The organism is Methylobacterium sp. UNC378MF (assembly GCF_900103195.1).
Classification (GTDB): domain Bacteria; phylum Pseudomonadota; class Alphaproteobacteria; order Rhizobiales; family Beijerinckiaceae; genus Methylobacterium.
Map to the genome: position 1 here is coordinate 113,718 of NZ_FMWU01000012.1, position 26,808 is coordinate 140,525.

22 protein-coding genes are annotated in these 26,808 nt (G+C 69.3%); 10 read left to right on the forward strand and 12 right to left on the reverse strand.

The window, feature by feature from the left end; genetic code table 11:
• Nucleotides 1-56: 56 nt before the first annotated feature.
• The gene (locus BLT59_RS14395) at nucleotides 57-950 is read right to left on the reverse strand and encodes a LysR family transcriptional regulator (RefSeq protein ID WP_091781174.1); all 894 of its coding nucleotides are present in this window, start codon (nucleotides 948-950) and stop codon (nucleotides 57-59) included.
• A gap of 166 nt (nucleotides 951-1,116) precedes the next feature.
• A complete protein-coding gene (locus BLT59_RS14400) occupies nucleotides 1,117-2,598 on the reverse strand; it encodes an oligosaccharide flippase family protein (protein WP_244513985.1) in 1,482 nt (493 codons plus the stop codon).
• A gap of 454 nt (nucleotides 2,599-3,052) precedes the next feature.
• Between BLT59_RS14400 and BLT59_RS14405 the strand changes: the two genes are divergently transcribed.
• The 3 genes from BLT59_RS14405 (at nucleotide 3,053) to BLT59_RS14415 (ending at nucleotide 7,915) form a co-directional block, all read left to right on the forward strand.
• Complete coding sequence (locus BLT59_RS14405) at nucleotides 3,053-3,451, forward strand: exopolysaccharide production protein YjbE (RefSeq protein ID WP_091781180.1); 399 nt, start codon at nucleotides 3,053-3,055, stop codon at nucleotides 3,449-3,451.
• A gap of 194 nt (nucleotides 3,452-3,645) precedes the next feature.
• A complete protein-coding gene (locus tag BLT59_RS14410) occupies nucleotides 3,646-4,755 on the forward strand; it encodes an efflux RND transporter periplasmic adaptor subunit (RefSeq protein WP_175544014.1) in 1,110 nt (369 codons plus the stop codon).
• Nucleotides 4,748-7,915, forward strand: coding sequence for an efflux RND transporter permease subunit (locus BLT59_RS14415; protein ID WP_091781187.1), 3,168 nt, complete (start codon nucleotides 4,748-4,750; stop codon nucleotides 7,913-7,915). Before BLT59_RS14410 ends, BLT59_RS14415 begins: the two co-directional genes overlap by 8 nt.
• Nucleotides 7,916-7,930: 15 nt before the next feature.
• Here BLT59_RS14415 and BLT59_RS14420 read toward each other — a convergent pair whose 3' ends face one another.
• The 4 genes from BLT59_RS14420 to BLT59_RS14435 form a co-directional block, all read right to left on the reverse strand.
• Nucleotides 7,931-8,887 carry an aliphatic sulfonate ABC transporter substrate-binding protein gene (locus BLT59_RS14420; protein ID WP_091781190.1) on the reverse strand — a complete coding sequence of 319 codons (957 nt, stop codon included), beginning with the start codon at nucleotides 8,885-8,887 and terminating at the stop codon, nucleotides 7,931-7,933.
• Nucleotides 8,888-8,926: 39 nt separating this feature from the next.
• The gene (locus BLT59_RS14425) at nucleotides 8,927-9,709 is read right to left on the reverse strand and encodes an ABC transporter ATP-binding protein (RefSeq protein WP_091781374.1); all 783 of its coding nucleotides are present in this window, start codon (nucleotides 9,707-9,709) and stop codon (nucleotides 8,927-8,929) included.
• 86 nt (nucleotides 9,710-9,795) lie between these two features.
• A complete protein-coding gene (locus BLT59_RS14430; RefSeq protein WP_244513986.1) occupies nucleotides 9,796-10,575 on the reverse strand; it encodes an ABC transporter permease in 780 nt (259 codons plus the stop codon).
• Nucleotides 10,576-10,583: 8 nt separating this feature from the next.
• Nucleotides 10,584-11,564, reverse strand: coding sequence for an aliphatic sulfonate ABC transporter substrate-binding protein (locus BLT59_RS14435; RefSeq protein WP_175544015.1), 981 nt, complete (start codon nucleotides 11,562-11,564; stop codon nucleotides 10,584-10,586).
• A gap of 901 nt (nucleotides 11,565-12,465) precedes the next feature.
• On the opposite strand from BLT59_RS14435, the gene BLT59_RS14440 reads away from it, so the two are divergent.
• The gene (locus tag BLT59_RS14440; RefSeq protein WP_091781379.1) at nucleotides 12,466-13,806 is read left to right on the forward strand and encodes an LLM class flavin-dependent oxidoreductase; all 1,341 of its coding nucleotides are present in this window, start codon (nucleotides 12,466-12,468) and stop codon (nucleotides 13,804-13,806) included.
• Between the two features lie 136 nt (nucleotides 13,807-13,942).
• On the forward strand, nucleotides 13,943-15,424 hold the full coding sequence (locus BLT59_RS14445; RefSeq protein ID WP_091781196.1) for an HWE histidine kinase domain-containing protein: 1,482 nt from the start codon (nucleotides 13,943-13,945) through the stop codon (nucleotides 15,422-15,424).
• Nucleotides 15,425-15,452: 28 nt separating this feature from the next.
• Here BLT59_RS14445 and BLT59_RS14450 read toward each other — a convergent pair whose 3' ends face one another.
• From BLT59_RS14450 to BLT59_RS14475, 6 genes are all read right to left on the reverse strand, one after another.
• A complete protein-coding gene (locus tag BLT59_RS14450) occupies nucleotides 15,453-16,010 on the reverse strand; it encodes a cytochrome b (protein ID WP_091781200.1) in 558 nt (185 codons plus the stop codon).
• Entirely contained in the window at nucleotides 16,007-17,155 is a 1,149-nt protein-coding gene (locus BLT59_RS14455) for an acyl-CoA dehydrogenase family protein (protein ID WP_091781203.1), read from the reverse strand. Before BLT59_RS14455 ends, BLT59_RS14450 begins: the two co-directional genes overlap by 4 nt.
• Nucleotides 17,156-17,493: 338 nt before the next feature.
• Nucleotides 17,494-18,384 carry a LysR family transcriptional regulator gene (locus BLT59_RS14460; protein ID WP_091781206.1) on the reverse strand — a complete coding sequence of 297 codons (891 nt, stop codon included), beginning with the start codon at nucleotides 18,382-18,384 and terminating at the stop codon, nucleotides 17,494-17,496.
• Nucleotides 18,385-18,464: 80 nt separating this feature from the next.
• Nucleotides 18,465-18,929, reverse strand: coding sequence for a nuclear transport factor 2 family protein (locus tag BLT59_RS14465; protein ID WP_091781209.1), 465 nt, complete (start codon nucleotides 18,927-18,929; stop codon nucleotides 18,465-18,467).
• Nucleotides 18,930-19,064: 135 nt separating this feature from the next.
• A complete protein-coding gene (locus BLT59_RS14470) occupies nucleotides 19,065-21,128 on the reverse strand; it encodes a 2Fe-2S iron-sulfur cluster-binding protein (RefSeq protein WP_091781381.1) in 2,064 nt (687 codons plus the stop codon).
• A 56-nt stretch (nucleotides 21,129-21,184) separates the two neighbouring features.
• On the reverse strand, nucleotides 21,185-21,802 hold the full coding sequence (locus BLT59_RS14475; protein ID WP_091781212.1) for a glutathione S-transferase family protein: 618 nt from the start codon (nucleotides 21,800-21,802) through the stop codon (nucleotides 21,185-21,187).
• Between the two features lie 347 nt (nucleotides 21,803-22,149).
• Here BLT59_RS14475 and uraH point away from each other — a divergent pair, with 347 nt between their 5' ends.
• From uraH to BLT59_RS14500, 5 genes are all read left to right on the forward strand, one after another.
• The gene (gene uraH / locus BLT59_RS14480) at nucleotides 22,150-22,503 is read left to right on the forward strand and encodes a hydroxyisourate hydrolase (RefSeq protein WP_091781214.1); all 354 of its coding nucleotides are present in this window, start codon (nucleotides 22,150-22,152) and stop codon (nucleotides 22,501-22,503) included.
• A gap of 248 nt (nucleotides 22,504-22,751) precedes the next feature.
• Nucleotides 22,752-23,906, forward strand: a complete 1,155-nt coding sequence (locus tag BLT59_RS14485) for a transporter substrate-binding domain-containing protein (RefSeq protein WP_091781217.1) — start codon at nucleotides 22,752-22,754, stop codon at nucleotides 23,904-23,906.
• Nucleotides 23,903-24,544: an ANTAR domain-containing response regulator gene (locus tag BLT59_RS14490; protein ID WP_091781219.1), complete on the forward strand. Its 642-nt coding sequence runs from the start codon at nucleotides 23,903-23,905 to the stop codon at nucleotides 24,542-24,544. The genes BLT59_RS14485 and BLT59_RS14490 overlap by 4 nt, the downstream gene beginning before the upstream one ends.
• A gap of 84 nt (nucleotides 24,545-24,628) precedes the next feature.
• Nucleotides 24,629-25,828, forward strand: a complete 1,200-nt coding sequence (locus tag BLT59_RS14495) for an urea ABC transporter substrate-binding protein (protein ID WP_244513992.1) — start codon at nucleotides 24,629-24,631, stop codon at nucleotides 25,826-25,828.
• 103 nt (nucleotides 25,829-25,931) lie between these two features.
• Nucleotides 25,932-26,804 carry an ABC transporter permease subunit gene (locus tag BLT59_RS14500; RefSeq protein WP_091781226.1) on the forward strand — a complete coding sequence of 291 codons (873 nt, stop codon included), beginning with the start codon at nucleotides 25,932-25,934 and terminating at the stop codon, nucleotides 26,802-26,804.
• Nucleotides 26,805-26,808: the final 4 nt, after the last annotated feature.

Below are 26,808 nucleotides of genomic sequence, written 5' to 3' on the forward strand. Positions count from 1 at the left end.
CATCGCGCCGCGGGCCACGCCAATCGTGATTGCGAATGGGGCGCGATAAAGCCGTCTTATCGGCCGGCGGCCCAGGTTTCGGCGACGTCCTGGGCCAAACGGGCCGCGTCTGCCACGAAGTGGTGGGCCGGCCGCTTCGTGTGCATCGCCGTGAAGGTGAGGTCCGAGAGCAGAGGCTCGGCCGATAGGACCCGCAGGGCGCCGGCACGGAGTTCGGCCTCGACCACGGCCGGCGGGATCACGCAGATCCCGAGGCCCTCGACGCCCATCTTCACGATGGTGGCCAGCGAGGCGCTCGTGTGGATCTGGCTCGGCAGGAGGTTCTCCTGCAGGACGAGGTCGCGCAGCTCGACGTAGGGGCTGGTGTTGCGCGGGTAGGTGATGAGCGGATGGTGCAGCAGGGCGCCGAGGCTCAGGGGTTCGTCGCCCGGCAGCAGGCCGGGCGCGGCGATCCACGCGACAGGCGTGCTGAACAGGGGCCTGTTGGCGAAGCTCGGCAGGGTGATCGGGCCGACGAGGAAGGCCAGATCGATCTCGTCGGCGACGAGGGCCGCCTGCATGTTCGGCGAGATGTCCACCGTGATGTCGACGCCGATCCCGGGATGGGTGGCGCGCATGCGCTCGATGAAGCGCGACAGCCACAGGTGGACGATCGTCTCGGACACGCCGAGCCGCAGGGTGCCGCGCGTCCGGCCGGTCTCGTGCAGGGCCGCGCTCATCTCGGTCTGGAGCGCCAGGAACCGCTCCGCGAAACCGAGGAGGAGACGTCCCCGCTCCGTCAGCGCGACATCGCGGCTGCGGCGCTCGAACAGCGTCCCGTACTCATGCTCCAGGGCCGCGATGCGCTGGGAGACCGCCGGCTGGGTGGTGTTCACCTTCTCGCTGGCGCGCCGGAAGCTCGAGAGTTTCGCGACCCAGTAGAACACCTCCAAGCTGCGGAAATCCGCCATCCCGCGATCGTCCCGCGCCGCCCTCGTGTCCGGTCATATCGCGCCCCGCCGCGCGGAAGCGCAAGCGTGCGGTCGCGAACGCGGGGTCTCAAGCGCGTTGCCCCGAGCGGGCGGCTGCGCCCGGCCTCGCACGGCGACCAAGCGCCCGCGCCGCCGCGGCACGCCGCTAGAGGTCCGACACGGTCGTGCCCGGTCGGGCCGGCCGCATGTTCGCGAGCAGCAGGCGCGCCTCCGTCACCAGGGGATGGTGCAGGTACCAGAGGCCGCAGGCCCAGCCCGCGATCCCGGCGGCGATCCCGGCCGCGAGGCTCGGCAGCGGCGTCTCGGCCGACCATCCCCAGGCCGACATGACCAGGATGGCTGGGGCGACGGCAATGACGGTCAGGGCGGCGGCGTGGAGGTAGATCGGGGCGTAGTCGCGCCCGAACGTGTCGGTCATCCGCTCGAGATGCGGCCGGTAGAGGGCGACGGCCAGGAGCGCCTCGCCGACCCGGGCCGCGCCGGCGCCGCCGAGGCCGAACAGGCAGCCGATGCTGAGCATCACGAGGCCGGCGCCGTGGCGCAGGAACTCGAACCGCGCCTGCAGGGCGGTCTGATCCCGGATCAGGAACACCTCCCAGGTCATGATGAGCGAACTCAGGACGATCGCGGCCAGCGACAACAGGCAGAAGGGCAGCGCCGCGCCCTCCCAGCCCGGCCCGAGCAGGATCCGAACGATCGGGCCGGCCAGGACGGCCGCTCCCGCGAAGGCCGGCCAGAGCAGGACGGTGATCATCCGCAGCGTGTTGAGGTAGCCTGTGCGCAGGGATTGCCCGTTTCGCTGCTGGTTCGCGAGGTCCACGAAGGTGATGCGCGTGATCATTACGTGGAGGTGGTCCCACATCAGGGCATTGAGGCTCGCCGCGCGGGAATACAGGCCGAGGGCGTTGAGTCCGAGCATCCACCCGAGGACGAGTTCGCCCGTCCGCCCGGCGAGATTCGCGACACCCGCGACGGCGAAGAGCCGGCCGCCGTAGACGAGGATCTCACGCCAGCCGGCGAGACCCACGCGGAGCGACACGTAGCGCAGGCCGAGGCTGTTCGCCGCCAGCGCCGCCGCGAGGGCGCCCGCCGCCTGCCCGTAGGCCTGGCTCATGTAGCTGAAGCCGAGGAGCGCCATCGCCAGCATGGCGCCGCTGGCGACGAGACCGCGCAGCATGTTGACCAGGGCCACGCCGCGGAAATTGCCGTGCCGCTCGATCATGGCGGCCGGGCGGAACTCCAGCGCGCCGATCAGCGGCACCACGGCGAGGATGGCCAGGGCGCGCCGGACCTCCGGCTCACCGAGGAAGACGCTGCCGAACGCACTGAAGGCCAGGATCAGCATCGCCGCCGCGCCCGACAGCATCAGGTTCACCGTGAAGACGCTCGCCAGCAAGGCCGCATCCACCCGGTCCGCCCGGATGATATAGCTCGACAGGCCGCAGGAGCGCAGCGTGGACAGCAGTCCCGCGATGGCGGCGGCGAGGCTGAAGATGCCGGTCTCGTGGGGCGTGAGCAGGCGCGCCAGGGCCAGCGAGGTGCCGAATTGTGCCAGGAACAGCCCACTCTGGCAGAAGACCATCCAGGCCAGACTCCGGCGCTTCGAGAACGCAGGCGGCGCGATCACTTCCGGCCCCTCCAGGTCGGGTTGAACGGGGCGTTCGGATCCGGGGCCGTGCCTTTAATGCCCGCTCTCTCGTCCTGCGGTCGCACACCGCTCGAGGCTGCCGCGGACAAGTCCCCTCGCGAGCCGACGCTATCCCGCTCGCTCCAGACTTGGAACGTGACCAAACGAAGTAGCGCCGGCTCGCCCCGCGGGCGGTTCCGGACGACCGGGCCGAAGCGCGCTCCTGCATCGGCAGAGATGGCGAGATGAGATGCCGCACCCGAACCCAGCGATCGAGGCGGCGACCGCCCCACTAACCCCTTCGGAACTTGTCTATTCTCATACAATCCGACTTCGTGGAATGCGTGGACCTATTCGAAACGGAGTGGGCCATTTGGAAGATCTGGCTAATGGCGTCGGAACTCATTGGACGATTAGGCACTTGGGAATGCGTAAAATTCTGGAGGAGCGTTTGATGAAGGTCTCTCGTCTGGCTGGCGCTATTGCGCTTCTGGCCCTCGCTGCCGGTCCCGCCTTCGCGGCCCCGTGCAGCACCGGAACCACGAAGTCGAAGACACCTGATCAGCAGGCTTCAAACCCGCAGAGTTCTGACGTCGACAAGTCGAGCAAGAACCTGGCCGGCGGTAATCAGCCGGCCTCGCCGGGCACAGTCGGCGCGATGAACAATGCGGGTGCGACGCAGACCGCGGATCGGCAGGCTCAGACCGATTCGGGATCGAAGTCGAAGTCGACCGATCCGGCTGCCGCGAACCTCGCCGGCGGCAACCAGCCTGCCTCGCCGGGCACCGTGGGCGCCATGAACAAGGCTGCGGCCGACCGGCAGACCGCTCCGGTTTCCGGCGACGATTGCTGATCCGAGCCCAGATCGTTCTCGTCTTTCCGGAAGCCCGTCTCGCGCAGTCGAGACGGGCTTCTGTGTTTCCACACCATCCTACGCTCGAACTCAGGGGCTCACGGGTCCCCACCAGTTTGAGCCAGCCAAGTTCGGGTGTATCTGGCATCAAATCCGGGTAGATTCGGCAATCGGGGCTGGAGAGGAGACGCCAGGTGGGTGGCCGGCGGGCGATGCTGCTCATTGGGGGAATGCTGCTCGCGCTTGCCGGCCTCGCTGTCACACCGATGGGCGAACGCCTACGGGCCGATGCGAACCCAATCGTTGTGGGAATGCGGGAACGGCTCGCCTCGCTCCTTCCGGAGCGGCGCACCGAGCCGGCGGCAGCGGCGCAGCTTCCGGCGGCGCGCACGGCCGTCGAGGATGGCCGGACACTGGTGCGTCTGACGATGGCGGAGCGCGCCCGGATCGGGCTCGTCGCCGAGGCACGGCCGGCGGTGCTGCACCGGCAGGAGCTGACCGCCTATGGCAGCGTCCTCGACCTCGCCCGCATCACCGAACTCACCAACAGCTACGCGGGTGCCGTGGCGGCGCTCCAGACGGCCCGGGCACGGGTCGAGGTCTCTGCCAGCGCCGCCCGCCGAGCCCGAACTCTCGGTGCCGGGGTGGTGGCGGTCGCTCAGATCGAGACCGCCGAGGGCACCTTGCTGACGGATCAGGCGTCGGTCACGGTTGCGGAGTCGCAACTGCGCACCCTCGCGGCGACCGCACGCCAGGAATGGGGAGCGGTGCTTGGCAAGGCGATCATCGAGCGGTCGCCGCTGGTGACGCGGCTGATCGAGCGGGCCGATTTCCTCATGCAGGTGACGTTGCCGCCGGGCGAGGCTCTCGCCGCGGCGCCACAGGCCGCCTTTGCGGAGGTTCCGCCCCAGAGTGAGCGGGTCCCCCTCCGGCTCGTGTCCCCCGCGACGCGGACCGACCCGCGGATCCAGGGGCAGAGCTTCTTCTATCTCGTATCCGGCGACAGCGGTCTCCTGCCGGGCACCAGCACGATGGCCTTCCTGGCGGCGCCCCGTGCCGTAAAGGGCGTTCTCGTGCCGGAGGATGCCGTCGTCCACGGTGAGGGCGGCACCTGGGTGTATCGCGGCACCGGCGACGGGGCCTTCGTGCGCCATCCGGTCCGGCCGGATGCCCCGATGTCGGCCGACGCTTTCGTGGTCGGGGATTTGCCGGACGGTAGCGAGATCGTTCTGCGCGGCGGACAGGCGCTCCTGTCGGAGGAGATGAAGAACCGCATTCGCGTCGTGGGCGACGACGATGATTGAGCCGCCCCCTGCCGTAGGCCCCCGCGGTCTGCAGGCTGCCCTCGTCGGCTTCGCCGTCCGGCTGCCGCGGGTGGTCCTGGCGCTGGCCTGCGCAGTCCTGGTATTCGGCCTCTACGCTCTGACGGGCGCGCGCTACGACGTCTTCCCGGAATTCGCGCCCCCGACCGTGACGATCCAGACCGAGGCGCCGGGCCTCGATTCGGAGCAGGTCGAGGTCCTGGTCACGCAGCTTGTGGAGGTGGCGGTCGGCGGCCTGCCGGGCCTGGAGACCCTGCGCTCCACCTCGATCCAGGGCTTGTCGGTGATCACCGCGGCGTTCAGGCCCGGCAGCGACGTCGACCGTGTTCGCCAGAGGGTGAACGAGCGTCTGGCGGCGCTCGCCGGCCGCATGCCGGACGGCGTGGCTGCGCCCGCCATGACTCCGCTGACCTCCTCGACGCTCACCGTGCTCCTTGTCGGGCTCACCTCCGAGAGCCGCGATGCCATGGACCTGCGCCAAGTCGCGGAATGGACCGTGCGTCGGCGGCTCCAGGCGGTCCCGGGCATTGCGCAGGTCTCGATCTACGGCGGCGGCGTGCGCACTCTGCAGGTTCAGGTCCGCCCCGACGACCTGATCCGCTTCCAGATCGGCCTCAACGATGTCCTGGCAGCCGCCCGAAAGGGCACCGGCGTCCGCGGTGCGGGCTTCGTCGATACCCCGAACCAGCGTGTCCTGCTTCGGACCGAGGGGCAGTCGCTCACCCCGGAGGCGCTCGGACAGATCGTGCTCCACAACGACGGCGGAGCAAGCGTCGTCCTCTCGGACGTGGCCACCGTCACAACCGCTCCGGAGCCGGCGATCAGCGCGGCGCTCGTGGACGGCAAGCCCGGCGTTCTGTTGATGGTCGGCGCCCAGGCCGGCGTCGACACCCGCGCCGTGACAACCCGCCTGGAGGCCGCCCTCGACGAACTTCGCCCGGTCCTGAAGCGCGAGGGCGTGAACCTGCGGAGCGACCTGTTCCGGCCGGCGAATTTCGTCGACGTCGCCACTGGAAATGTGATGCAGGCACTCGCGCTGGGCGGCGTCCTGGTCGTGATCGTGCTCCTCGTCTTCCTGGCGGATTGGCGCGCTGCGGTGATCAGCGCGGCGGCGATCCCGCTGTCGCTGATCGCCGCCGCCCTGGCCCTCCAGGCCTGGGGCGAGAGCCTCAACACGATGACGCTCGGCGGCCTGGCCCTCGCCATCGGTGAGGTGGTCGACGATGCGGTGATCGGCGTCGAGAACGTCTCCCGCCGCCTGCGGGAGGCGCGCGGTACCACACGCGGTGCGGCCCATGTGGTGCTGGCCGCGATGCTGGAGGTGCGGACCTCGGTCGCCTACGCGACTCTTGCGGTGATCCTGATGTTCCTGCCGGTCCTGGCGCTGACCGGCGTTGCCGGCCGATTGTTCGGTCCGCTGGCGCTCGCCTACATCGCGGCGGTCATCGCCTCGCTCGTCGTGGCGCTCACGGTCACGCCGGCCCTCACGCTCCTGCTCCTCGGCGGCCGAATCGCGCGCGGTCCAGGCACAGCGCCGCCCGACCCGCCGGTGGTGCGCTGGAGCCGGGCGGCCTATCTGCGGCTGCTCGCCGGGATCGGACGGGTGCCGCGGACCGCTATGGCGGGCGCCCTGCTGATCACCCTCGCAGGGGCCGCAATCCTGCCGACGCTCGGAGCCGTGTTCCTCCCCGACCTGAAGGAAGGGCACATGATACTGCACATGGTGGCCATTCCCGGCACCTCCCTTCAGGAATCGCAGCGGCTCGGGACGCTGATCACCGAGGACCTCAAGGCGATCCCGGGCGTGCGCGCCGTGGCGGCGCAGATCGGTCGGGCCGAGGCTGCCGAGGATACGGCCGGGCCGCATTACAGCGAGATCCACATCGACCTCGACCAAGGCCTCGATGGGGCTGCCCAGCGCCGGATCGAGACCGGGATCCGACAGCTGATCGCCGGCTTCCCGGGGGCGGCCTTCTCGCTCAAGACCTTCCTCACCGAGCGCATCGAGGAAACGGTTTCAGGCTTCACCGCACCGGTCGTGGTCAATGTCGTCGGCAACGACCTCGACCGGATCGAGGCGGCCGCCCGTTCGGTCGCGCAGGAGCTCTCGGAGGTGAAGGGCGCCCGGGATGTCCAGCAGGCCTCGCCGGCCGGGCTGCCGCAGGTCACAGTGGCGCTGCGCCCGGTGGATCTGCGCCACTGGGGGCTCGACCCCGTGGAGGTGCTGGAGGCGGTGCGCACCGCCTATCAGGGCGACACCGTCGGTCAAACCTATCGCGGCAATGCCGTGTTCAACGTGCTGGTGATCCTCGACGCGCGCGTCCGCGGCCGTCTCAGCGCGGTGGGCGACATGCCCCTGCGGACACCCGGCGGACGCTACGTCCGCCTGGCGCAGGTCGCCGACGTCTACGAGAGCGCCGGCCGGTACCAGGTGCAGCATCTCGGCGCGCAGCGGGTGCAGGCGGTGACCGCCAACGTCGGTGACCGCGACATGGCGGGCTTCGTGGCGGCGGCCAAGCGCAAGATCGCCCGCGAGGTGCGGCTGCCCGAGGGTGTCTACATCACCTTCTCGGGTGCCGCCGAAGCGCAGGCGGCGGCCCGCCGCGACCTCCTGGTCCATGCCGGGCTCGCCGGCTTCGGCATCGTGGTGCTCCTCGCCATCGTGACCGGTTCGGCGGCGAACCTGCTTCTGGTCCTCGTCAACCTGCCCTTCGCCTTCGTGGGCGGCGTGGCCGCGGCGGCGCTCACCGGCGGGGTTCTGTCGCTGGGCTCGATCGTCGGCTTCGTGACGCTGTCGGGCATCTCCCTGCGCAACAGCGTGATGATGATCGCCCATTACGAGCAGATGGTGACCCGGGACGGACGCCCCTGGGACGCGGCGACCGCGGCGGAGGGCGCCGCGGACCGGATGGTGCCGATCCTGATGACCTCCCTCGTCACGGGCCTGGGCTTGTTGCCGCTGGCGCTCGGCGCCGGTGAGCCCGGCCGCGAGATCGAGGGCCCGATGGCCCTGGTGATCCTAGGCGGCCTCGTCACCTCGACCGTGCTGAACCTCCTGATCCTGCCGGTGATGGCGCTGCGATTCGCCCGGTTCCAGCAGGACGAGCCCGAGGATCAGGCGCTCACCGCCATCCGATTCTGAAGCGGATGCAACCGCTCAGCGGCCCTGCGGCGCCCAGATGCCGAGAGTCGAGGTGTCGACAGCCCGGGGCAGCAACCCTTCCGCGCGAAAGGCGTCGGCGATCTTCTGCTGCTCCGACAGGCCGGCGCGGGTGACCGCCTCAACCCGGTAGCTGCGGCGCTCGTTGGCGCGCAGGATCACCTCGGGTTCGATCTTCCACAGGGGCGCGAGGCGGGCGGCCGCCTCGGCCGGATTGGCCTTCACCCAATTGCCCGTCTCGGCGAGCTGAGCGAACAAGGTCGCCAATACCGGACCGTTGGCCGCGACGTAGGGATCGGCCGCGAGATAATAGCGCTTGTACAGCGAGAGGCCGACACCGTCGCGGAGCACGCGAGCCGCCGATTGCTGCCGGGCGGCGGACAGGAAAGGGTCCCAGGCGACCCATGCTTCGACCCCACTGCTCGCCAGGGCAGCACGCCCGTCGGCCGGCGTCAGGTAGGCGGGAGTGATGTCTTTGAAGGTCAGGCCCGCTTCGCCGAGGGCGGCGAGGAGCAGGTAATGGCTGCCGGCGCCCTTGGTCACCGCCACCCGACGACCGCGCAGGTCCGCCACGGACTTGGCCGGCGAGTCCGCGGGCACGAGGATCGCCTGCGCCTCGGGGGAGGGCGCCTCCTGGGCGATGTAACTGATCCTGGCGCCGGCGGCCTGAGCGAAGATCGGAACCGTGTCGGCGACGTCGGCCGAGACGTCGATCTGCCCGGCATTGAGCGCCTCCATGATCGGCAGGCCGCTGGTGAATTCGTGCCAGGACAGGGTCGTGTCGAGCGGCGCCAACGCGCGTTCCAGACCGCCATCCTGACGCAGCAACGCGATCAGCGTCGAGGAGCGCTGATAGCCGATGCGCAGCGCGCGGGCCGCAGCGGCCGCCCGGGGCAGCGCCGCCAGGGCGGAAGCCGAAAGGCCGGCGAGGAGGGTTCGGCGAGGCAGGAGCATCGTGTCATCCATCAATGAGCCAGCCGAGCCCGGACGGCCCTACCACCAGCTCGCGCGGGTCTCGGGGGTGGGCGGCGGCTTAGTCGCGGCTGGGCGCAGGGAGTGGTCGAGGGCAGCCAGCACGCGGCGCACGGCCTCCTCGTAGGTCGCCGCCACCGGTTCGCGCGGGCGGGCGAGACCAATCGCTACCGTTTCGTCCAGGCGTCCGGGTCGCGGCCGCATCACCACGACCCGGTCGGCCAGAGTGACGGCCTCGCCGACATCGTGCGTGACGATCAGGATCGTCGGTTTCGACTCGGCCCAGAGATCGAGGAGCTGATCGTGCAGCCCCTTTCGTGTGAACGCGTCGAGCGCGGAGAACGGTTCGTCGAGGAGCAGCACCCGGGGCTGCGCCACGAAAGCCCGAGCGATGGCGACGCGCTGCTGCTGGCCGCCGGACAGTTCCCGTGGCCAGCGGCCGCCATGCTCGGCGAGCCCGACCCGCTCCAACGCGCGCGAGACGCGCGTCCGGCGCTCGGATCGAGGCAGATCGGCGAGGCCGAAGCCGACATTGCCGGCCACGTCGAGCCAGGGCAGCAGCCGCGGTTCCTGGAACACGACACCGATGCTCGGATGGGGCGCGCGGATCGTCTCGCCGTCCACCTGCACCGCCCCGCGGGTTGCCTGGTCAAGGCCGGCGATCAGCCGGAGGAGCGTGGTCTTCCCGCAGCCCGAACCGCCGATCAGCGCGACGATTTCACCCTGCCGCACGGCCAGGGTGATGCCCGACAGGGCCTGCGTGCCGTCTGCGTAGATCTTCGACAGGTCGTCAACGGTCAGCACGGGTGTCTCTCGCGCGGGCATGGCGTGGGCATCGCGGCGTCGGACAATGCCGCGTTCGGCACGCCACTTCAGCCCCGATCCGGCCATTACAGGCTGTCCCGCACGGTATCCTGCCACCGTGTCAGCGGCGATGTCAGCGTGACCAGGGCCATGTCGGCCGCCTTGCCGACCAGCGCGAAGGCGATGATCGCCGCCACGATCTGATCGGGCTTGCTGAATTGCTGACCGTCGACCAGCAGGTAGCCGAGGCCCTCGGAGGCACCCATCAGCTCCGCCGCCACGACGAACAGGAAGCCGAGGCCGAGCCCGGTGCGCAGGCCCACCAGCGTCGCCGGCAGCACCGCCGGCAGGAGGATCCGGCGGGCGAGAGCGAAGCGGGACAGCCGAAAGATCCGCCCGACCTCGACCAGCTTGCGGTCCACCGATGCAATCGCTCCCGAGACGCCGACATAGACCGGGAAGAACACGCCCACAGCGATCAGCAGCACCTTCGGTGTCTCGAGGATGCCGAACCACAGGATGAAGAGCGGCACCCAGGCGAGCGACGGGACGGCGCGCAGCGCCTGCAGGCTCGGATCGATGAGCCAGCGCAGCGCCGGGATGGTCGCGACGAGGGCGCCCGCGACGATCCCGGCCGCCGCCCCGCACAGGAAGCCGAGCCCGACCCGGATGAGGGTCGCCTCGACATGCATCCACAGATCCCCCGACACTGCGAGCGCCCAGAGTGTCGCGCCGATCCGGCTCGGCGGCGGCAGAAGCCGCCCCGATGCCGCGCCCGTCGCGACCGCGATCTCCCAACCGGCCGCAAGAACGAGCGGCAGAAGCAGCCCCAGGCCCGCGCGACCGCCCCGCCGCAGCAGCGGCACGCCGCCGCTCACTGTCCGGCGACGGGATTGAAGCGCGCGTCGAGCAGGCCATCAACGGCCGCGGCCACGTCGGTGCCCGCCGGGATTACTCCGGCTTGCTGCAGGGCCGTGCCGGCCGCCTTGATCGACTCAGCCTGGGCGGCGCCGATCGCTGGCTGGGACAGGTCGGTCCGCTCAATCTGGCGGGCAATTACCGGCTCCGGCAATTTGGTGGCCGCGACGAGGGACGCGGTGAGTGCCTGCGGGTTGGCGAGCGCGTAGGCGCGAGCCCGCTCGTACGCGGCAATCACCGTTCGGACGAGATCCGGATGCGCCGTCGCGAAGTCTTCCCGGACATCGAGCAGACCCCAAGTGTTCGCGGCGGCGTCGCGGTAGAACAGCACGTCGCCATTCTCGATCTCGGCCGCCGCCATCATCGGGTCGAGGCCGGCCCAGGCATCGACGTCGCCACGGTCGAGGGCGGTCCGTCCGTCCGGGTGCTGCAGCAATACGAGCTTGGCGTCGCGCTCGGTGAGCCCGGCGCCCTGCAGCGCGCGGATCAGGAAGATGTGCGGATCGGTGCCTCGCGTGACCGCGACGCGCTTACCCTTCAGGTCGGCAGGCTTGGTGATGCCGCTGTCTCTACGGGTCACGAGCGCCGTCCATTCGGGACGCGAATAGGCGTAGATCGCCTTGATGGGGTTGCCGTTGATCCGCGCGACGAGGGCTGCGGCGCCGGCGGCCGAGCCGAAATCGATCGCGCCGGCGTTCAGGAATTCGAGCGCCTTGTTGGAGCCGAGCGACTGAACCCAGCGGACCTTGATTCCCTGTGGCGCCAGCGCCTCCTCGAGGAAGCCCTTCTCCTTCAGGAGCAGGCCGACCGGATTGTAGGTTGCCCAGTCCAGGCGGATCTCTTTCGGGGCCTCGGCGCGGACCTCGCGCGTCGCGAGCACGCCAAGGCCGGCCAAAGCGAGGCCGGCGGCCAGGATCGATCGGCGAGTGGAGATCATGGGTCGGGCCTGACGTCGTGAGAAGAGGCGAGAAGCGGGGTTCGATGTTCGCGGGACAGGCGATCCACGCCGCGGCGCGGTCCAGGGCGGTCTCGTCCGGCTGAGTTCAGAGGCGCGGCGCGGTCAGCGGATCGGTCCGCCGGGCGCTTCCGAAGATGTGCGGGGACGGCATAGCGCCAAGAGGTCGATCCGAGTCGACATACTCCTCGCTCCGGAATCGCGACCGGACCGCGCCAGCGTCTTCATCTTCCGTGTGCGGCCCTTCGCGTGACGGTGAATACAAGATCCTGTCGGCCGGTCGCGGAGTCAATAAAAGGCCGTTCTCTACTTGCCGGCCTCGAGGCAAGAATATTCGTCCGTCAAGCGTAGGACGAGAATAATTTGCGCGTCGATCCGCGGACGGGTGGCGTCCGTCCTCCAGGTCCGATCATGTTCTGCTCGGCGCGAAGGGGCCGCTCGTGAGGGGCACGAGGGCTGCTGTGTGGCGGCGGGCTGCCCCGGGAGGGGGGAGGGCGCGGCATGATCCTCGACGCGACGATCGCGATGGTCGGCGGCCGACGTTCCGGTCTCGCGATCGTGGCTTTCGCAGCGCGTCCGCACAGGGTCCGGCTCCTTTTCGGCCTTCCTGCCGATGCAGCAAGCGCGGCGTTTCCTGGCGGCACGACACGGGCGCCATGCCGCGTCCGACCTGCGCGACCGTCCATCCGAGAATGCGCCCGACCCCTGCGGTTCCCACTGACGCGCTCCGAGCCGCAGCTCCGGGCAATTCGCTGAGTGGTCACAGCGTGAGCGAGTTGTGCATCACTCGTGCGATCCTGAGTTCGCCTGTGGAGGCGGCTCGGCTAGACTCCGGCCTGCGCAAGCGGCACGGAGCGGATCAGGCTCGATGACGGTCGGTTTGATGAGACAGGACACCCTGCGCCTCGGCGCGTTCTTCTACGCGACCGGGCACCACGTCGCCGGCTGGCGTCATCCTTCGAGCGAAGCCGACGGTGGCCTCGTCCTCGAGCGGTATGTCGGCTGGGCGCAGCGGGCGGAAGCCGCGAAGTTCGACCTCATCTTCCTGGAGGATGGAACCGGTATCCGGGACCTGGATCTGAGGTCGAGCGAGCGCACCGCGCGCTCGACCCATTTCGAGCCCCTGACGCTGCTGTCGGCGCTCGCGGCGGTGACGCGCCGGATCGGTCTCGTGGCCACCACCTCCACCACCTTCAACGAGCCCTACAACGTCGCGCGCCGGTTCGCGTCCCTCGATCATCTCAGCGGCGGACGGGCCGGCTGGAATCTCGTCACGTCCGCGACCGACGCGGAGGCGGCGAATTTCGGCGGCGACCGGATCGCCCGGCACGCCGATCGCTACGAGCGCGCCGAGGAGTTCGTGGACGTGGTCCTCGGCCTGTGGAACACGTGGGACGACGGCGCGGTGATCATCGACCGCGCCAGCGGACAGTTCTCGAAGCCCGATGGATTTCGGCCCTTGAACCACCGCGGCAAGCATTTCGAGGTCCGCGGACCGCTCAACATCTCGCGCACGCCGCAGGGACAGCCCGTGCTGGTGCAGGCGGGATCGTCCGGGCCCGGCAAAGATCTGGCGGCGCGCACCGCCGAGATCGTGTTCACGGCCAATCAGACGCTGGAGGAGGCGGTGGCTTTCTATGGCGACCTGAAGGAGCGCATGGCGCGTTTTGGCCGCGCACCCGGCGACCTGAAGGTCATGCCGGGCTTGTTTCCCGTCGTCGGCCGCAGCGAGGCCGAGGCGCGGGCGAAGTTCGAGGCCTTGCAGGAGCTGATCGATCCCGTGGTCGGCCTCGCTCTGCTCGGCCGCATGATCGGCGGCCACGATCTCTCGGGATACGATCCCGACGGGCCGGTCCCGGAACTGCCCGAGACGGACGGCATCAAGTCCCGCCAGCAGCTGATGGTCGACCTCGCCCGTCGCGAAGGTCTGACCCTGCGTCAGCTCTACCTGCGCATCGCGGGCGCGCGGGGCCACTCGCAGATCGTCGGCACGCCTGCCCAGATCGCGGACGAGATGGAGGAGCGGTTCCGGTCCGGCGGGGCCGACGGGTTCAACATCATGCCGCCGACGCTACCGGGCGGCCTCGACGACTTCATCGCGCTCGTCCTGCCGGAACTGCGTCGGCGCGGCCTGTTCCGGACCGAGTACGAGGGCCGGACTCTGCGCGATCATCTTGGCTCGCGCCCGCCCGCGGGATTTGGTCCCGGTCCGGCTGTGGCTTAGCGGTACGACCGGCCGTCGCATGCCTGCGGCGTCTTGGCCACCATGAGGATTGTGCACAAGCGAACCTCGCTATGATACGTGTGCCCATCGCGGCCGAAGGTCGCCTTGTGCAGGTCGTGGCAAGGGCGACGGGACTTTGACGGATCAGCAGGAACGCTCGCGCGTCGAAGCGGAGTTCGCCCGGAGCGACGCGAGTACCGATCCCTTCGTCTCCGCCGTGCGGGCCACGCGGATGCCGATGCTGATCACGGATCCCAGTCAGCCCGATAACCCCATCGTCTTCGTCAATGCCGCATTCTCGAGTCTGACCGGCTACGACCGCGACGAGATCATCGGCCGGAACTGCCGCTTCCTGCAAGGGCCGGAGACCAGCAAGGCGGATATCGCGAAGATCAGAGCCGCCGTCGAGGGTCGAGTTCCGGTCGAGATCGAACTGCTTAACCACAAGAAGGACGGCGAGGTCTTCTGGAATCGGCTCCTGATCTCGCCGGTCTTCGATCGGGATGGTGCGCTGACCTATTTCTTCGCCTCTCAGTCCGACGTGACGCTGGAGCGCGACAAGCTCACGCGGATGCAGCGTGATCGTGCGGTGCTCGAGCAGGAGGTGGAGCGCCGCACGAGCGAACTCACCCGCAGCGAGGAGCGGCTGCGCTTCATCCTGAAAGCCGGCCGTTTCGGTTCGTGGACCCTCGATCTCGCCGAGATGCGACTGGCGGCCTCCGAGACCTGCAAGGAGAATTTCGGACGTTCCGCGGGCGATCCGTTCAGCTACGAGGATCTGATCGCCGCGATCGATCCCGAGGACCGACCCCGCATGCAGGCGGCGGTGCAGACGTCGATCCGCGAGCACAGCGACTATGACATCGAGTATCGGGCGCGCACGCCCGCTGGCGAGATGCGGTGGCTGCAGATCCGGGGCCAGACCTTCTACGACGCGGTCGGCCAGCCTCTCAGCATGGCCGGCGTCTCCATCGACGTGACCGAGCGCAAGCGCGCGGAGGAGCACCGCACCCTCCTGGCCGACGAGTTGAACCACCGGGTGAAGAACTCGATGGCGACCATGCAGTCGATCGCCCACCAGACCCTGCGCAACGCCGCCTCCCTGGAGGAAGCCCACAGGACCCTCGACGCGCGGCTGCAGTCGCTCTCGGCCGCCCACGACGTTCTGACCCGCGAGAGCTGGATCGGCGCCACGCTGAGCGTGATCGTGGAGGGTACCCTCACGGCGTTCCGCGGCGGCGCGGGGCAGCGGTTCGTGATCAATGGCCCGGAGGTTTGGCTGACGCCGCGCCTGACCCTCGCCTTCACGATGGCTCTCCACGAGCTGGCGACCAACGCGGTCAAGTACGGCGCCCTCTCGAACGACAAGGGTCGGGTCATCCTCAATTGGGATGTGATGGATGGCGCCAAGCCGGCCCATCTCTGGTTCCGGTGGGAGGAGGTCGGAGGTCCGGCAGTGACGGCGCCGACGCGCGGCGGTTTCGGCACCCGCCTCATCGAGCGCGCGCTGTCTGCCGAGTTGGGCGGCTCGGCGGAGATCGAGTACCGATCCCGCGGCGTGGTGTTCACGCTGGACGCCCCACTTCCCGACCGGGCGGCCAGCCCGATCAAGGCCTGACGATCTCACGCCGTGGGCGCGCGGCCGTTCATGTCATGCGCTGCAAGACGGGCTCGTTCCAGAGCCTGCGGTGCAGCACCGCTATCGCGGCGTGGCCAATGACGGCGGCCAGGAGAGTGAAGCCCAGCCAGTAATGGAACAGATCGGCAGGAAGCATCATCCACCCGATCTTCGTTTCACGCGCCGGCATCAGCGGGATGCCGTAGGGCGCGAAGGGCTTGCCCGACCCGTATTGGCGCAGAAGAGCGAGGCTCGGTATCAGGATCATCAGGAGATAGATCAGGGCGTGGCCGGCCGTCGCGGCGCGTCCCGGGGCGCCGTGCCGGCGGCGGCGATTGGCGAGCCCCCAGGCTCCGCGCAGGAGCACGAGCACGAACAGCGTGAAGCCGAGCGTGAAGTGGCTGCCGCCGACGAGGCGCGTAAGTGTCGTGTCGCCGATCGTGACGTAGAGCAGCGCGCCCGCGAACTGCCAGGCGAACAGGGCGGCCATCAGCCAGTGGAAGCCGCGGCTGACGCGGCCGTACCGCTCCGGCGTGTCCAGCCAGGCGGCCCGCGGTGCGGTTTCGCGGCTCGGCGGCCTGATCATGCGGCGTTCTCGGTCCACAGATCTCCCGCCATGCCGCCAATGCGCAGGATTTCAGACGCCGCGCCGGTGAGCGCACGATCCGGTCCGGGCTGGCGCAGGTAGGTGGCGAGGTCGCGCGCGCGCCGCTCGAGCGGATGGCCGCGCAGGAAGCCCTGAAGGCCGACCGAGCGCTGGGCCAGCTGAAGAACGTCGAGGCCGGCACGTTCGACCGCGAGGCGGACCAGGTTGATGTAGGCGACGACGCGTTCGGGCGGCAGCGCGGCCTGCGATGCAACCTTCGCCCCGCGCTCGACCCAGAGCCGCGCGCCTTCGACCGCGATCACGCCCTCGCCGAGGCGCGCCAGCTGGTGCGGGTCGCCGCCCCGGTCGAGGCGGTCCAGATGCCCGCGCCAAGCATCGAACACCGCTTCGATGCCACCGAGCTGCACCGCCGCGAAGCGCCACGCGCCGCCCGAGAAGGCGGGCTGGCGGAAATAGTCATCGGGCTGGCCCAGAATGGCGTCGGCCTCGTAGGCGAGGCCGGTGAAGTCGACGGTGCCGGTCGCCGACGCGCGCATGCCCTGCGCCCGCCAGGCCGAGAGATCTGCCCGGGTGCCGGCCTGAAGCGGCACCACCATCATCGCCGTGCCGGCTTGGCTCGGATGCCCGACGGTGACGAGGGCGCGGGTGACAGACCCCGCACCCGACGCGAAGGTCTTCACGCCATGAAGACGTGCATCGGTGTCCTGGGCCTCGACCCGCAGGCCGCCTTCAGGGGGTTCCGTGTTCCAGACCCCGAAGAGGTGGCCGGCATGCGCGTCGGCGAACAGGCGATCCCGCTGGTCGGGGGCGCCGTATCGGGCGATGAGCTGGAGGGCGTTGACATGCCCCTCGTAGAGCCGCCCAAGGGCGAGGCTCCCATAGCCGACCAGCCGCAGGACCTCCGCCAGGGTTCCCGCACCCGGCTCCGTCCCGAGCCCGGCGCCGCCATGCTCCACCGGGACGGGGGCGGCGAGCAAGCCCAGCCGGGCGAGATCGGCAATGTCCTCTTGCGGGAAGCCCGCGTCGTGATCCTGCGCATCCGCGCGCAGCGCGGCCGCGGCCGCGATGTCCCGCGCCGCCGCCTCGGAATCGAAGATCGGGTCCAGGCGGGTCCACTGGTCCATGCGCCCGTCTCCCCTCAGACTGCCGCCACGCGCGCCCTCGCGCCCATGCCATGCTGCCGGCCCGGACGCCCCGTGCCGTCGAGATCCCGGCGACCGGCCAAGGCAGTGCCGCCGCGTGCGTTCGCGCGTTCGGGTGTCTTCACGTGCCGGCTCCAGCTGCTCGCAGAAGATGCGTGAGCCACGGAAACTTTAACTTAAGACAGAACCATCCTTTCCGCCGACGGGCTGCGACCAATGCGACCGCGGCCGGCGCATCGCCGGTCCCGCGGTTTGGCCGACGACAATGGCCGTTGAACCTCTTGTCGTTCGGCCAGGCTGGAATCCGGCGCCGCACGGGTTCAGTTCAGCGTCCGGTTGGCGCGCAGGCGTGACACCGCGAGGTCGACGAAGGTCCGCACCTTCGCGGGCGCGTGCCGGCCTTCGGGGTACAGGACGTGGACGGGCAGCGGCGCCTCCTCGTACTCGGCGAGCACGATTTCGAGGCGGCCTTCGAGCAGGTCCGGCCCAATCTGATAATGCAGGACCCGGGTCAGCCCCCAGCCTGATCGGGCAGCGCCGATCGAGATCTCGTTGGTGTTTCCCTGCAGGGTCGGGTGGATGACCACTCGCTCATTCCGCGCGAATCGCCATTCCGGCGACGCCCAGGCGCCGGTGGAGACCGCGATTCGGTGCCGCTTCAGATCCGCCGGACTCGTCGGCACGCCGTGCCGCGCGAAATAGGCCGGCGCACCGCAGATGACGTGGCGGACTGAACCGACCCGGGCGGCCGCGAATCCGGAATCGGTCAGGTGACCGATGCGGATTGCCACGTCGATCCCCTCTTCGACGATGTTGACCGGCCGGTCGACGAAGAGCGCCCGCGCCGACATCGTCGGGTAGGTGTCGAGGTAATCGGTCACGATCGGGAGCACGTGCATCTTCCCGAACAGCACCGATGCCGTGACCGCGAGCGTCCCCGTCGGCGTCGCGTTCGAGCCGGCCGCCGCCGATTCCGCCTCGGTGATGTCGGCCAGGATCCGCCGGCAATCCTCGTAATAGCGGCGACCCGCCTCCGTCAGCTTCACGGAGCGGGTCGTCCGGATCAGGAGCCGGGCGCCGATGGCCTCTTCGAGCCCGGCCACGGCGCGCGTCACGGCCGGCGGGCTCATGTGCAGGAGGCGGGCAGTCTGCGCGAAGCTCGCCGTCTCGGCGACCTTGGCGAAGATGCGCATGGCCTGCCAACGATCCATGGCCTCGCTCCAGGTTGTTGAGGCCGCAACGCGACGCTGACATCCGGTTGGCCTCCCGCACCGGCCTGGTGGCCGGATGATCAGAAGCCGAACTGACTCAGGCCCGGATGATCGTCCGGCCGGCGCCCGAGCGGCCAGTGAAACTTGCGGTCCGCTTCCGTGATCGGCAATTCGTTGATGCTGCTGTGCCGATAGCGCATCAGACCGTCGTCGGCGAACTCCCAGTTCTCGTTGCCGTAGGCCCGGAACCAATGGCCGCTGTCATCGTGATACTCGTAGGCGTAGCGCACGGCGATCCGGTTGCCGGTAAAGGCCCAGAGCTCCTTGATGAGGCGGTATTCGAGTTCGCGGTTCCACTTGCGGGTCAGGAACGCCTCCACCTCCTGCCGCCCGTTCAGGAACTCGGCGCGGTTCCGCCAGCGGGTATCGGTCGTGTAGGCGAGGGCGACCTTGGCGGCGTCGCGGCTGTTCCAACCATCTTCGGCGAGGCGGACCTTTACGATGGCGCTCTGTTCGTCGAAAGGCGGCAGCGGCGGACGGGACATGGGGTACTCCTTGGCTTTGCGGGGTGAAGAGAACGGCCCCGGCTTGATGTCGAGGCAGCGCAGGATGATCTGCCGCCGACGATCCAGGAAGGTGCAAACCGGAGCGGGGTGAAGCGGACCGGACGCGCAGGGGCGTCACAGCGCGAGCTGCACCCGGTCCGTTCCCTCAGCGGGCACCGCCGAGCAGATCAACACCTCGTCCTCGGCCACGGCCGCGCTCGGTTCCTTGCGATAGGTCACCGCGCCGGCGAGCAGCCTGGTGCGGCAGGTTCCGCAGCTTCCTGCGCGGCAGCTGTATGCGGGTGCGAGGCCGCGGGCTTCGGCGAGGTCGAGGAGGCTGCCGGAATCCGGCGTCCAGCGCGCCTCCTTGCCGGTGTCGAGGAAGGTCACCGGCACGGTCTCGGTGGCGGCCGGCGGCCGAGGTGGCGCGGCGATCCCGGGCGTTCCCTTGCGGACCAGCCCAGAGGGACCGAACGCCTCTGCGTGGATCCGGTCATCTGCCACGTTGTAGCCGCGCAGCCCGTCATAGAGCGCCTGGGTGAAGGCCGACGGTCCGCACAGGTAGAAGTCGTAATCGGCGAAAGCCAGGATGCGCGTGAGCAGGGCCATGTCGATCCGGCCGGCGGCCTCGTAGTCGATGCCGGCCTGGGCATCCGAGACGTCGCTGAGGACGCGCACGATCCGGACTGCGCCCTGCGCCGCCGCGGCCAGCTCGGACAGCTCCCTGTCGAACGCGCGGTCCGCCCGCGAGCGGGCGGCGTAGATGAGCGTGGTCGGCCGAATGTCGCGGGTGCGCAGTCCCTCGTAGACCACGTGCCGGAGCATCGCGAGGAGCGGCGTGATCCCGACGCCGCCGGCCAGCAGCACCGCAGGGCGCCCCTCGTGGGCATCGAGGGTGAAGCCCCCGTCGGGCGCGCGCGCCTCGATGATGTCCCCGACCCGGATGCGGTCGTGGAGATGGCCCGACACGATCCCCTCGCGCTTCACGCTGATGCGGTAGCTCGTGTCCGAGGGGGCGACCGAGAGCGTGTAGGTCCGGATGACGGGCGCATCCGCTCCGGGCAGCGTCACGCGGATCGGGAGGTGCTGGCCCGCCCGGTGCGGAAGCCGTCCGGCGCCGTCATCCGGCACCAGGTGGAAGGACCGGATGAAGCGGCTCTCGTCGACGATCTTCGTCACCCGAAATGGCCGCCACTGGGCCGCGCGAGCGGCCGCCCGGACTCGGTCGGCGGCCTCTGCCCAGTCGCCGGTCATCAAAGCGTTCGGCGACCAGCCATCCGCCCGGAGCGACCAGCGCAGGGGGAGGGCGCCGCGCCTGCGGACGACCCGGCGCGGCCTGAAGCTCCAGAGCCGCTCAGCGCCCTGGAAGGCGGCGATCTCGGGCGAGTTCAGGATCACCGTGGCATCGCCGGTCAGGTGCAGAAGTTCGCCCGTCTCGAAATCCGCGAAGACGAGGCCGGCCTTGCCGTTGAGAAGGATGTTGCCGAGGGTGGCGAAGAACAGGTTGCCGGCGAAGTCGGGAATGGTCAGCGTGCCGTCGGCGGCGATGCGGACAAATCCCGCCTTGCCGCCGCGATGCGAGACGTCGACCTGGCGCCGGCCCTCGCGCTCGGCGTAGGACGCCACGAAGAACGTGTCGGCCGCCGTGATCAGGCCGCGCGCCGCTTCGTCGAGATCCACGCTCTCCTCGACCGAAGCCGTGACCGGCACGGTCGGGTCTCCGACGAAGGTCATGTCCCGGAGCTGGATGTACTGCGGGCAATTGCCGAAGCTCTGATCGACGTCGAGGCGCAGGATCCCGCCGGTTCCGGACCGGACGACCCCATTGACGCGATTGCGTCGGCGGCTGTGAAGCTCGATCCCCAGGAGGCCGATTGCGTCGCCGTCCTGTGTCCCCTGGCCCGCGGGATCGCCTGGGCCCGGCCGGGCGGCGATGTCGAGGACCGTGGGCGCGGGCGAGGTGATGAAGCCGGGGCTGCCGGCCACGAGCGTGGCCCAGGCGTCGCCGCGCTGATCGACACTGCCGAGCACGATGAAGGGAATCTGTGCGTAGAAGGCGCGGTGCTGATCGGGCATGTAATCCCGCACCACCCTCTGGCCGATCATCTCCATCCGGTCGGCGGCGCCGACCGTCTCCTGAATGGTCGTCTCGCCGGCATGCCATGTCGGCAGCTTCGCAAAGGTCTGTCCCTCATCCATCTTTGCGCCCTCCATTCGAATCCGCTCGCGGGCGCGGGTGCGCCCGGGCCGGCCGGTCACGCCGCGGCGGTGAGGCCCGCTGGGGTCTTGGCGAAGGGGACGAAGCCCGGCAGGTCTTCGATCCGGCGCAGGAACGTCCCGACATTGGGGTAGCCCGACAGATCCACATTTCCCTCCGGCGCGCGGGCCAGGTAGCTGTAGATCGCCACATCCGCGATGGTCGGCTGCCCGCCCGCGAGCCATTCCCGGCCGGCGAGGTGCGCCTCGAGCCGCGCCAGAAGCGTGTGCGCACGGGCGATCACCTCCTCTGGATTGAACGTGGCGCCGAAGACCGTGATCAGCCGCGCGGCGGCTGGGCCATAGGCGAGTTCGCCCGCCGCGACCGACAGCCAGCGCTGCACCGCCGCCGCGCCTTGCGGATCTTCGGGCAGCCAATCGGACCGGCCGAGCCGCTTCGCGACGTAGACGAGGATGGCGTTCGAATCGGTGACGATCACGCCGTCGTCGTCGAGCACCGGCACCTGGCCGAACGGGTTCATCGCGAGGAAACCCGGCTTCTTGTGCTCGCCAGCCTTCAGATCGATCTCGATCAGTTCATGCGGTGCGCCGACCAGGGACAGGAACAGGCGAGCCCGGTGTGCATGGCCCGAGAGTGGGTGATGATAGAGCTTCATGATGGCGGTACTTCTTCAGGGGCCGGGACTGCCCCGCGCCGTTCCAGAAGAATGCCGCCGGCGCCGTGTCGGCGGAATGCCCGTTCTGCGCAGTTCATGATTCCGAAACGCGGAATAATCGGCCGGCCTGTGGTCGAGATTTCTCGGGACGCAGGGGCTCGGCCAGCCATCGCATCCGCGCAGACGGACCGATGCGGTGTTCGACGGTCAGGGTGCGGAATCCCCCGACGGCTTCGCGCGATGACGGCCTTCTTTCGGCTTGCGCCTGCGGGGTTCTGCGTGCTCGTCTCGCCCGCCCTCATCGTGCGCGCGGGCCGTCGGAGGGGTCACCGATAGGATTTATCACCATGGGCCATCTCTCGACGCATGTGCTCGACACCACCTCGGGCAAGCCGGCCGCAGGGGTCGCCGTCGAACTGCGCCGCCTCGCTGCCGACGGCACGGCCGAGCGTGTCGCCTCGGCCGTCACCAATGCCGATGGGCGCACAGACGGTCCGCTTCTGGACGACGCGACGTTATCGGCCGGCACCTACGAGTTGCTGTTTCACGTCGGCGCCTATTTCGCTCAATCAGGCCCGGAAGGATCGCCACCCTTTCTCGATGTCGTCCCCGTCCGCTTCGGGGTCTCCGACCCGACCGGGCGCTATCACGTCCCCTTGCTCGTCACCCCGTGGAGCTACGCGACCTATCGGGGCAGCTGACGCGCTCCGTGGACGGAGATGATCGGGGTCAGGCCGAGAGAGCCGGATGAACCGTGCCGAAGTGATGCGCGAGGCCAGATGTCTGAAAGAACTGTTTGGGACTTGACACCGCCCCTATAACCGAAGAGCCTAGTTTTCAGGCGCGGGGCAAGGCTGCCCAGTTTCGCGCCAATACGTCTCGATCTTTTCCGGCGATGCCGCCCGCAGTGCTCACGCACTGGCGGGCTTTTTGCGTTCTGAAGGATTGCATGGGCCTCAGCCATCACCGCATCGGCATCCTGTTCTCCGCGGAGGGTCCCTACGGTCTCGTAGGGCGCGCCATGCTGAACGGCGCGCTTCTGGCGGTCGAGGAGGTGAATGCCGAGGGCGAACTCATCCTCGAGCCTGTGATCTGCGACCCGCGCGGCGTCCTCGGCGGTTACGTCACTGGCGCCGAACAGCTCCTCGGCGCAGGCATCCGCCACGTCGTCGGCTGCTACACCTCGTCGAGCCGCAAGGAGATTATCCCGATCTTCGAGAAGCGGGATGCGTTGCTCTGGTATCCGTCGCATTATGAGGGTTTCGAGACCTCGGCGAATGTAGTCTACACCGGTGCGGCACCGAATCAGCACATCGTCCCGTTGGTGCGGCACCTGCTTGAACGAGGCGGGCGCACGGCCTTCTGCGTCGGATCCAACTACATCTGGGCGTGGGAGAACAACCGGATCCTGCGGGAGACGTTGGCGATCGCGGGCGGCCAGGTTGCAGGCGAGCGTTATCTCGCAGTTGGCGAGACCGCCTTCGAGCAGGTGATCGAGGCGATCCTGGCCACAAGGCCGGATTTCATCTTCAACACCCTGATCGGGACGTCGGCGTACCACTTCCTCCGCGACTTCCGCAGCACCTGCCGCGCGCGCGGCATCGACCAGCCCCGCACGATGCCGGTGGCGAGTTGCAGCCTCGCCGAACCGGAACTCGAGGCGATCGGGCCGGAGGCGGTGGACGGCCATCTGTCGTCGAGCGTCTATTTCACCTCGATCGACACGCCCCGGAACCGCGCCTTCACGGCAGCCTATGCGGCGCGTTTTCCCGAAGGACCGACTGCTTCGGCGGATACCGAATCCTCGTATATCGCGGTCCATCTCCTGGCGCGGGCACTGGCGCGGGCCGGCACGCAGGACGCCGCGACCGTGCGTCGGGCGGCCTGCGCGGACGGATTCGACGCGCCGCAGGGACCGGTGCGTCTCGACGAGACAACGCTCCACGCCTGCCTGACGCCCCGGATCGGCCTGTCGACGGCGGCTTCCCGGTTCACCATCGTGGCTCAGGCGGAAGAGCCGGTGGCGCCGGATCCCTATCTGGTACGCAGCGACCCGCGCGTCGTGCCTGTGAGCCGGCGACCGCGCCTGCGGGTGGTGCCATGACGAATCCGCGCCTGATCCAGAATTTCAGCGGTGCGCAGGCCCTGCTGATCGTGCCGCCGAGCACCGTAACGGATATTCTCGCCGGCACCCTGATGAAACTCGGGCTCACCGTGGCCTCGGTGATCCCGGCCGGCGAGGCGCCCTGGCTCGATTTCGGGATCCTCAACCCCGAGCACCACATCGTCATCGTGGACGGCGACCTGCCGCTGCCGGGCCTCGCGGCGAGTGCGGTCCCCGACCTGCCGCCGGTTCCTGTGGTTGGCCTGGTGGGCGTCGAGGCACCGAGCCGCCTCAAGGGGCTGCTCCAGCTCGGCGCCACCGGCCTCCTGCGAAAGCCGATCCACGGCGCCTCGGTCTACGCGGCCCTGTTCCTCGCGGTGAACGAGCACAACCGGCGTCGCCTGCTGGAGGAGCGCTTGGCCCGCCACGAGGAGCGGCGGCGCGGCCGGCGCCACGTCGTGAAGGCGATCCTGAGGCTGATGCAGGAGCACGGCCTCGACGACGACGCGGCCTACGAGGCCCTGCGCCGCGACGCCATGCGCGCCCGCCAGCCCCTCGAAGCCTATTGCGAGGCGCTCGTGCATGGCCGTCCGTCCATCGCGGCGGCCGCCGTGACGCCGCGCCTCGCCCGATCCTGAAGTTTCTTTGCCCCCCACGAAGACGAGGACGCCCCGATGCCGAGAATGCCCCGCGGATCCCGCCGGTCCGCCCTCGCGGCCGCCATGCTCGCGAGCGCATCCCTGGCCGCCCCAGCGGCTCGCGCCGCCGACCCGATCAAGCTCGGCGTCCTCGAGGATCAGTCCGGCGACTTCGCGCTCGCCACGATCGGCAAGGTCCACGGCATCCAGCTCGCCACGGACGAGATCAACGCCGCGGGCGGCATCGCAGGGCGGAAGCTGGAACTCGTGATCTACGACACGCAGTCCGACAACACGCGCTATCAGGAATTCATGCGCCGGGTTCTCCAGCGCGACAAGGTCAACGCCGTCTTCGCGGGCTTCTCCAGCGCGTCCCGCGAGGCCTACCGGCCGATCGTCGACCAGCTCGACGGTTTCGCCTTCTACAACAACCAGTACGAGGGCGGCGTCTGCGACGGACACATGGTCGTCACCGGCGCGGTGCCCGAGCAGCAATTCTCGACGCTGATCCCGTGGATGATGGAGAAATTCGGCAAGCGGGTCTACACGATCGCGGCCGATTACAATTTCGGTCAGATCTCAGCCGAGTGGGTGCGCAACATCGTCAAGGAGAACGGCGGCGAAATGGTCGGGGAGGAGTTCATCCCCCTCGGCGTGTCGCAATTCTCGCAGACAATCCAGAACATCCAGAAGGCCAAGCCCGACATCCTGATGACCCTGCTCGTCGGCACCGCGCAGGCCTCCTATTACGAGCAGGCGGCGGCCGCGAACCTGAAGGTGCCGATGGGCTCCTCTGTCAATATCGGCCAGGGCTACGAGCACAAACGCTTCCAGCCCCCGAGCCTCGCCAACATGTACGTGACCACGAACTACATCGAGGAGGTCGATAGCCCGTCGAGCAAGGCCTTCCTCGCCAAGTGGAAGGCGAAATTCCCGAACGAGCCCTACGTCAACCAGGAAGCCGAAAACTCGTACCTCGCGGTCTACCTCTACAAGCAGATGGTCGAGCGGGCGAACGGCTCGACCAAGCGCGCCGATCTCCGCAAGGTCATCGCGGCGGGCGACGTCTGCGTGGACGCGCCAGAGGGCAAGGTCTGCATCGACCCGAAGAGCCAGCACGCCTCCCACACGATCTACCTCGCGAAGGTCGACGAGAAGCACGCGATCTCCTTCCCGAAGACCTGGGACAACATCCAGCCCTACTGGCTCGGGAAGGCCGGCTGCGATCTGACCCAGAAGGATCCGATGGCGCAGTATACGCCGAGCAACCCGCCGAAGCCCTGAGCCGCCGGGACGGAAATCCGCGCGCCGCGGCCCCGGGCCGGAGACGACGCGACATCGCCGGGGCCGAGGCCCCGGCCCACAGCCATCACGATCGGGCCTCCGGATGGACCTGCTGACTCACGCCTTCACGTTCCTCTACCAGATCGGCGACGCGTTCTCGTTCCTGGTCCTCTCCGCCTGCGGCCTCGCGGTGGTGTTCGGCATGATGGGCGTGATCAACCTCGCGCACGGCGAGCTGATCATGTGCGGCGCCTACGTCACGGCCGCGAGCACGCGGGCGGGGCTGCCGCTGCCGCTGGGGATCCTTGCCGGCGCGCTCGCGGCCGGGGCCGTCGGCATGGTCATGGAGCGCCTCGTCATCCGCCACCTCTACGGGCGGCCCCTCGACACGATCGTGGCGACCTGGGGCATCAGCCTCGCGGCGACGCAGGGCACGCTGATCCTGCTCGGCTCCAGCATGCCGGGGATCGGCACGCCGCTCGGCAGCTTCACGGTCGGCGGCTACTCCTACTCGACCTACCGCGTGGTGCTGATGGTCGCCGCCGTCGCGGTGCTGGCCGGGCTCTACCTCGCCTTCAACGCCACCCGCTTCGGGACCCTCGCCCGCGCCACCATCCAGGTGCCGCACATGGCGGAGGCACTCGGGGTCGATACCCGGACGGTCTACGCCCTGACCTTCGGCCTCGGCGCGGCGTTGGCGGGTCTCGCGGGCGGGCTCTACGCGCCGACCATGACCATCGTGCCGACCATGGGGACGACCTTCATCATGGAGGCCTTCGTCACCGTGGTCGTGGGGGGCGCCGACATCTTCCTCGGCACGGCGCCCGCGGCCCTCGTGCTCGGCACGGTGCGGGCGCTGCTCACCACGTGGCAGGGCCAGCTCTTCGGGCAGATCGGCCTCCTCGTCGCGGTGATCCTGGTGATCCGGGTGCTCCCGCGGGGCATCTCGGGCCTGATCCTGCGCGAGCGGGCCTGAGGCC

Bases quoted from the DNA above. Each gene is read 5' to 3' on its own strand.
- BLT59_RS14395 (WP_091781174.1), bottom strand. From the start codon at position 950: ATGGCGGATTTCCGCAGCTTGGAGGTGTTCTACTGGGTCGCGAAACTC.
- BLT59_RS14405 (WP_091781180.1), top strand. From the start codon at position 3,053: ATGAAGGTCTCTCGTCTGGCTGGCGCTATTGCGCTTCTGGCCCTCGCT.
- BLT59_RS14415 (WP_091781187.1), top strand. From the start codon at position 4,748: ATGATTGAGCCGCCCCCTGCCGTAGGCCCCCGCGGTCTGCAGGCTGCC.
- BLT59_RS14420 (WP_091781190.1), bottom strand. From the start codon at position 8,887: ATGCTCCTGCCTCGCCGAACCCTCCTCGCCGGCCTTTCGGCTTCCGCC.
- BLT59_RS14435 (WP_175544015.1), bottom strand. From the start codon at position 11,564: ATGATCTCCACTCGCCGATCGATCCTGGCCGCCGGCCTCGCTTTGGCC.
- BLT59_RS14440 (WP_091781379.1), top strand. From the start codon at position 12,466: ATGAGACAGGACACCCTGCGCCTCGGCGCGTTCTTCTACGCGACCGGG.
- BLT59_RS14450 (WP_091781200.1), bottom strand. From the start codon at position 16,010: ATGATCAGGCCGCCGAGCCGCGAAACCGCACCGCGGGCCGCCTGGCTG.
- BLT59_RS14455 (WP_091781203.1), bottom strand. From the start codon at position 17,155: ATGGACCAGTGGACCCGCCTGGACCCGATCTTCGATTCCGAGGCGGCG.
- BLT59_RS14460 (WP_091781206.1), bottom strand. From the start codon at position 18,384: ATGGATCGTTGGCAGGCCATGCGCATCTTCGCCAAGGTCGCCGAGACG.
- BLT59_RS14465 (WP_091781209.1), bottom strand. From the start codon at position 18,929: ATGTCCCGTCCGCCGCTGCCGCCTTTCGACGAACAGAGCGCCATCGTA.
- BLT59_RS14470 (WP_091781381.1), bottom strand. From the start codon at position 21,128: ATGGATGAGGGACAGACCTTTGCGAAGCTGCCGACATGGCATGCCGGC.
- BLT59_RS14475 (WP_091781212.1), bottom strand. From the start codon at position 21,802: ATGAAGCTCTATCATCACCCACTCTCGGGCCATGCACACCGGGCTCGC.
- uraH (WP_091781214.1), top strand. From the start codon at position 22,150: ATGGGCCATCTCTCGACGCATGTGCTCGACACCACCTCGGGCAAGCCG.
- BLT59_RS14485 (WP_091781217.1), top strand. From the start codon at position 22,752: ATGGGCCTCAGCCATCACCGCATCGGCATCCTGTTCTCCGCGGAGGGT.
- BLT59_RS14490 (WP_091781219.1), top strand. From the start codon at position 23,903: ATGACGAATCCGCGCCTGATCCAGAATTTCAGCGGTGCGCAGGCCCTG.
- BLT59_RS14495 (WP_244513992.1), top strand. From the start codon at position 24,629: ATGCTCGCGAGCGCATCCCTGGCCGCCCCAGCGGCTCGCGCCGCCGAC.
- BLT59_RS14500 (WP_091781226.1), top strand. From the start codon at position 25,932: ATGGACCTGCTGACTCACGCCTTCACGTTCCTCTACCAGATCGGCGAC.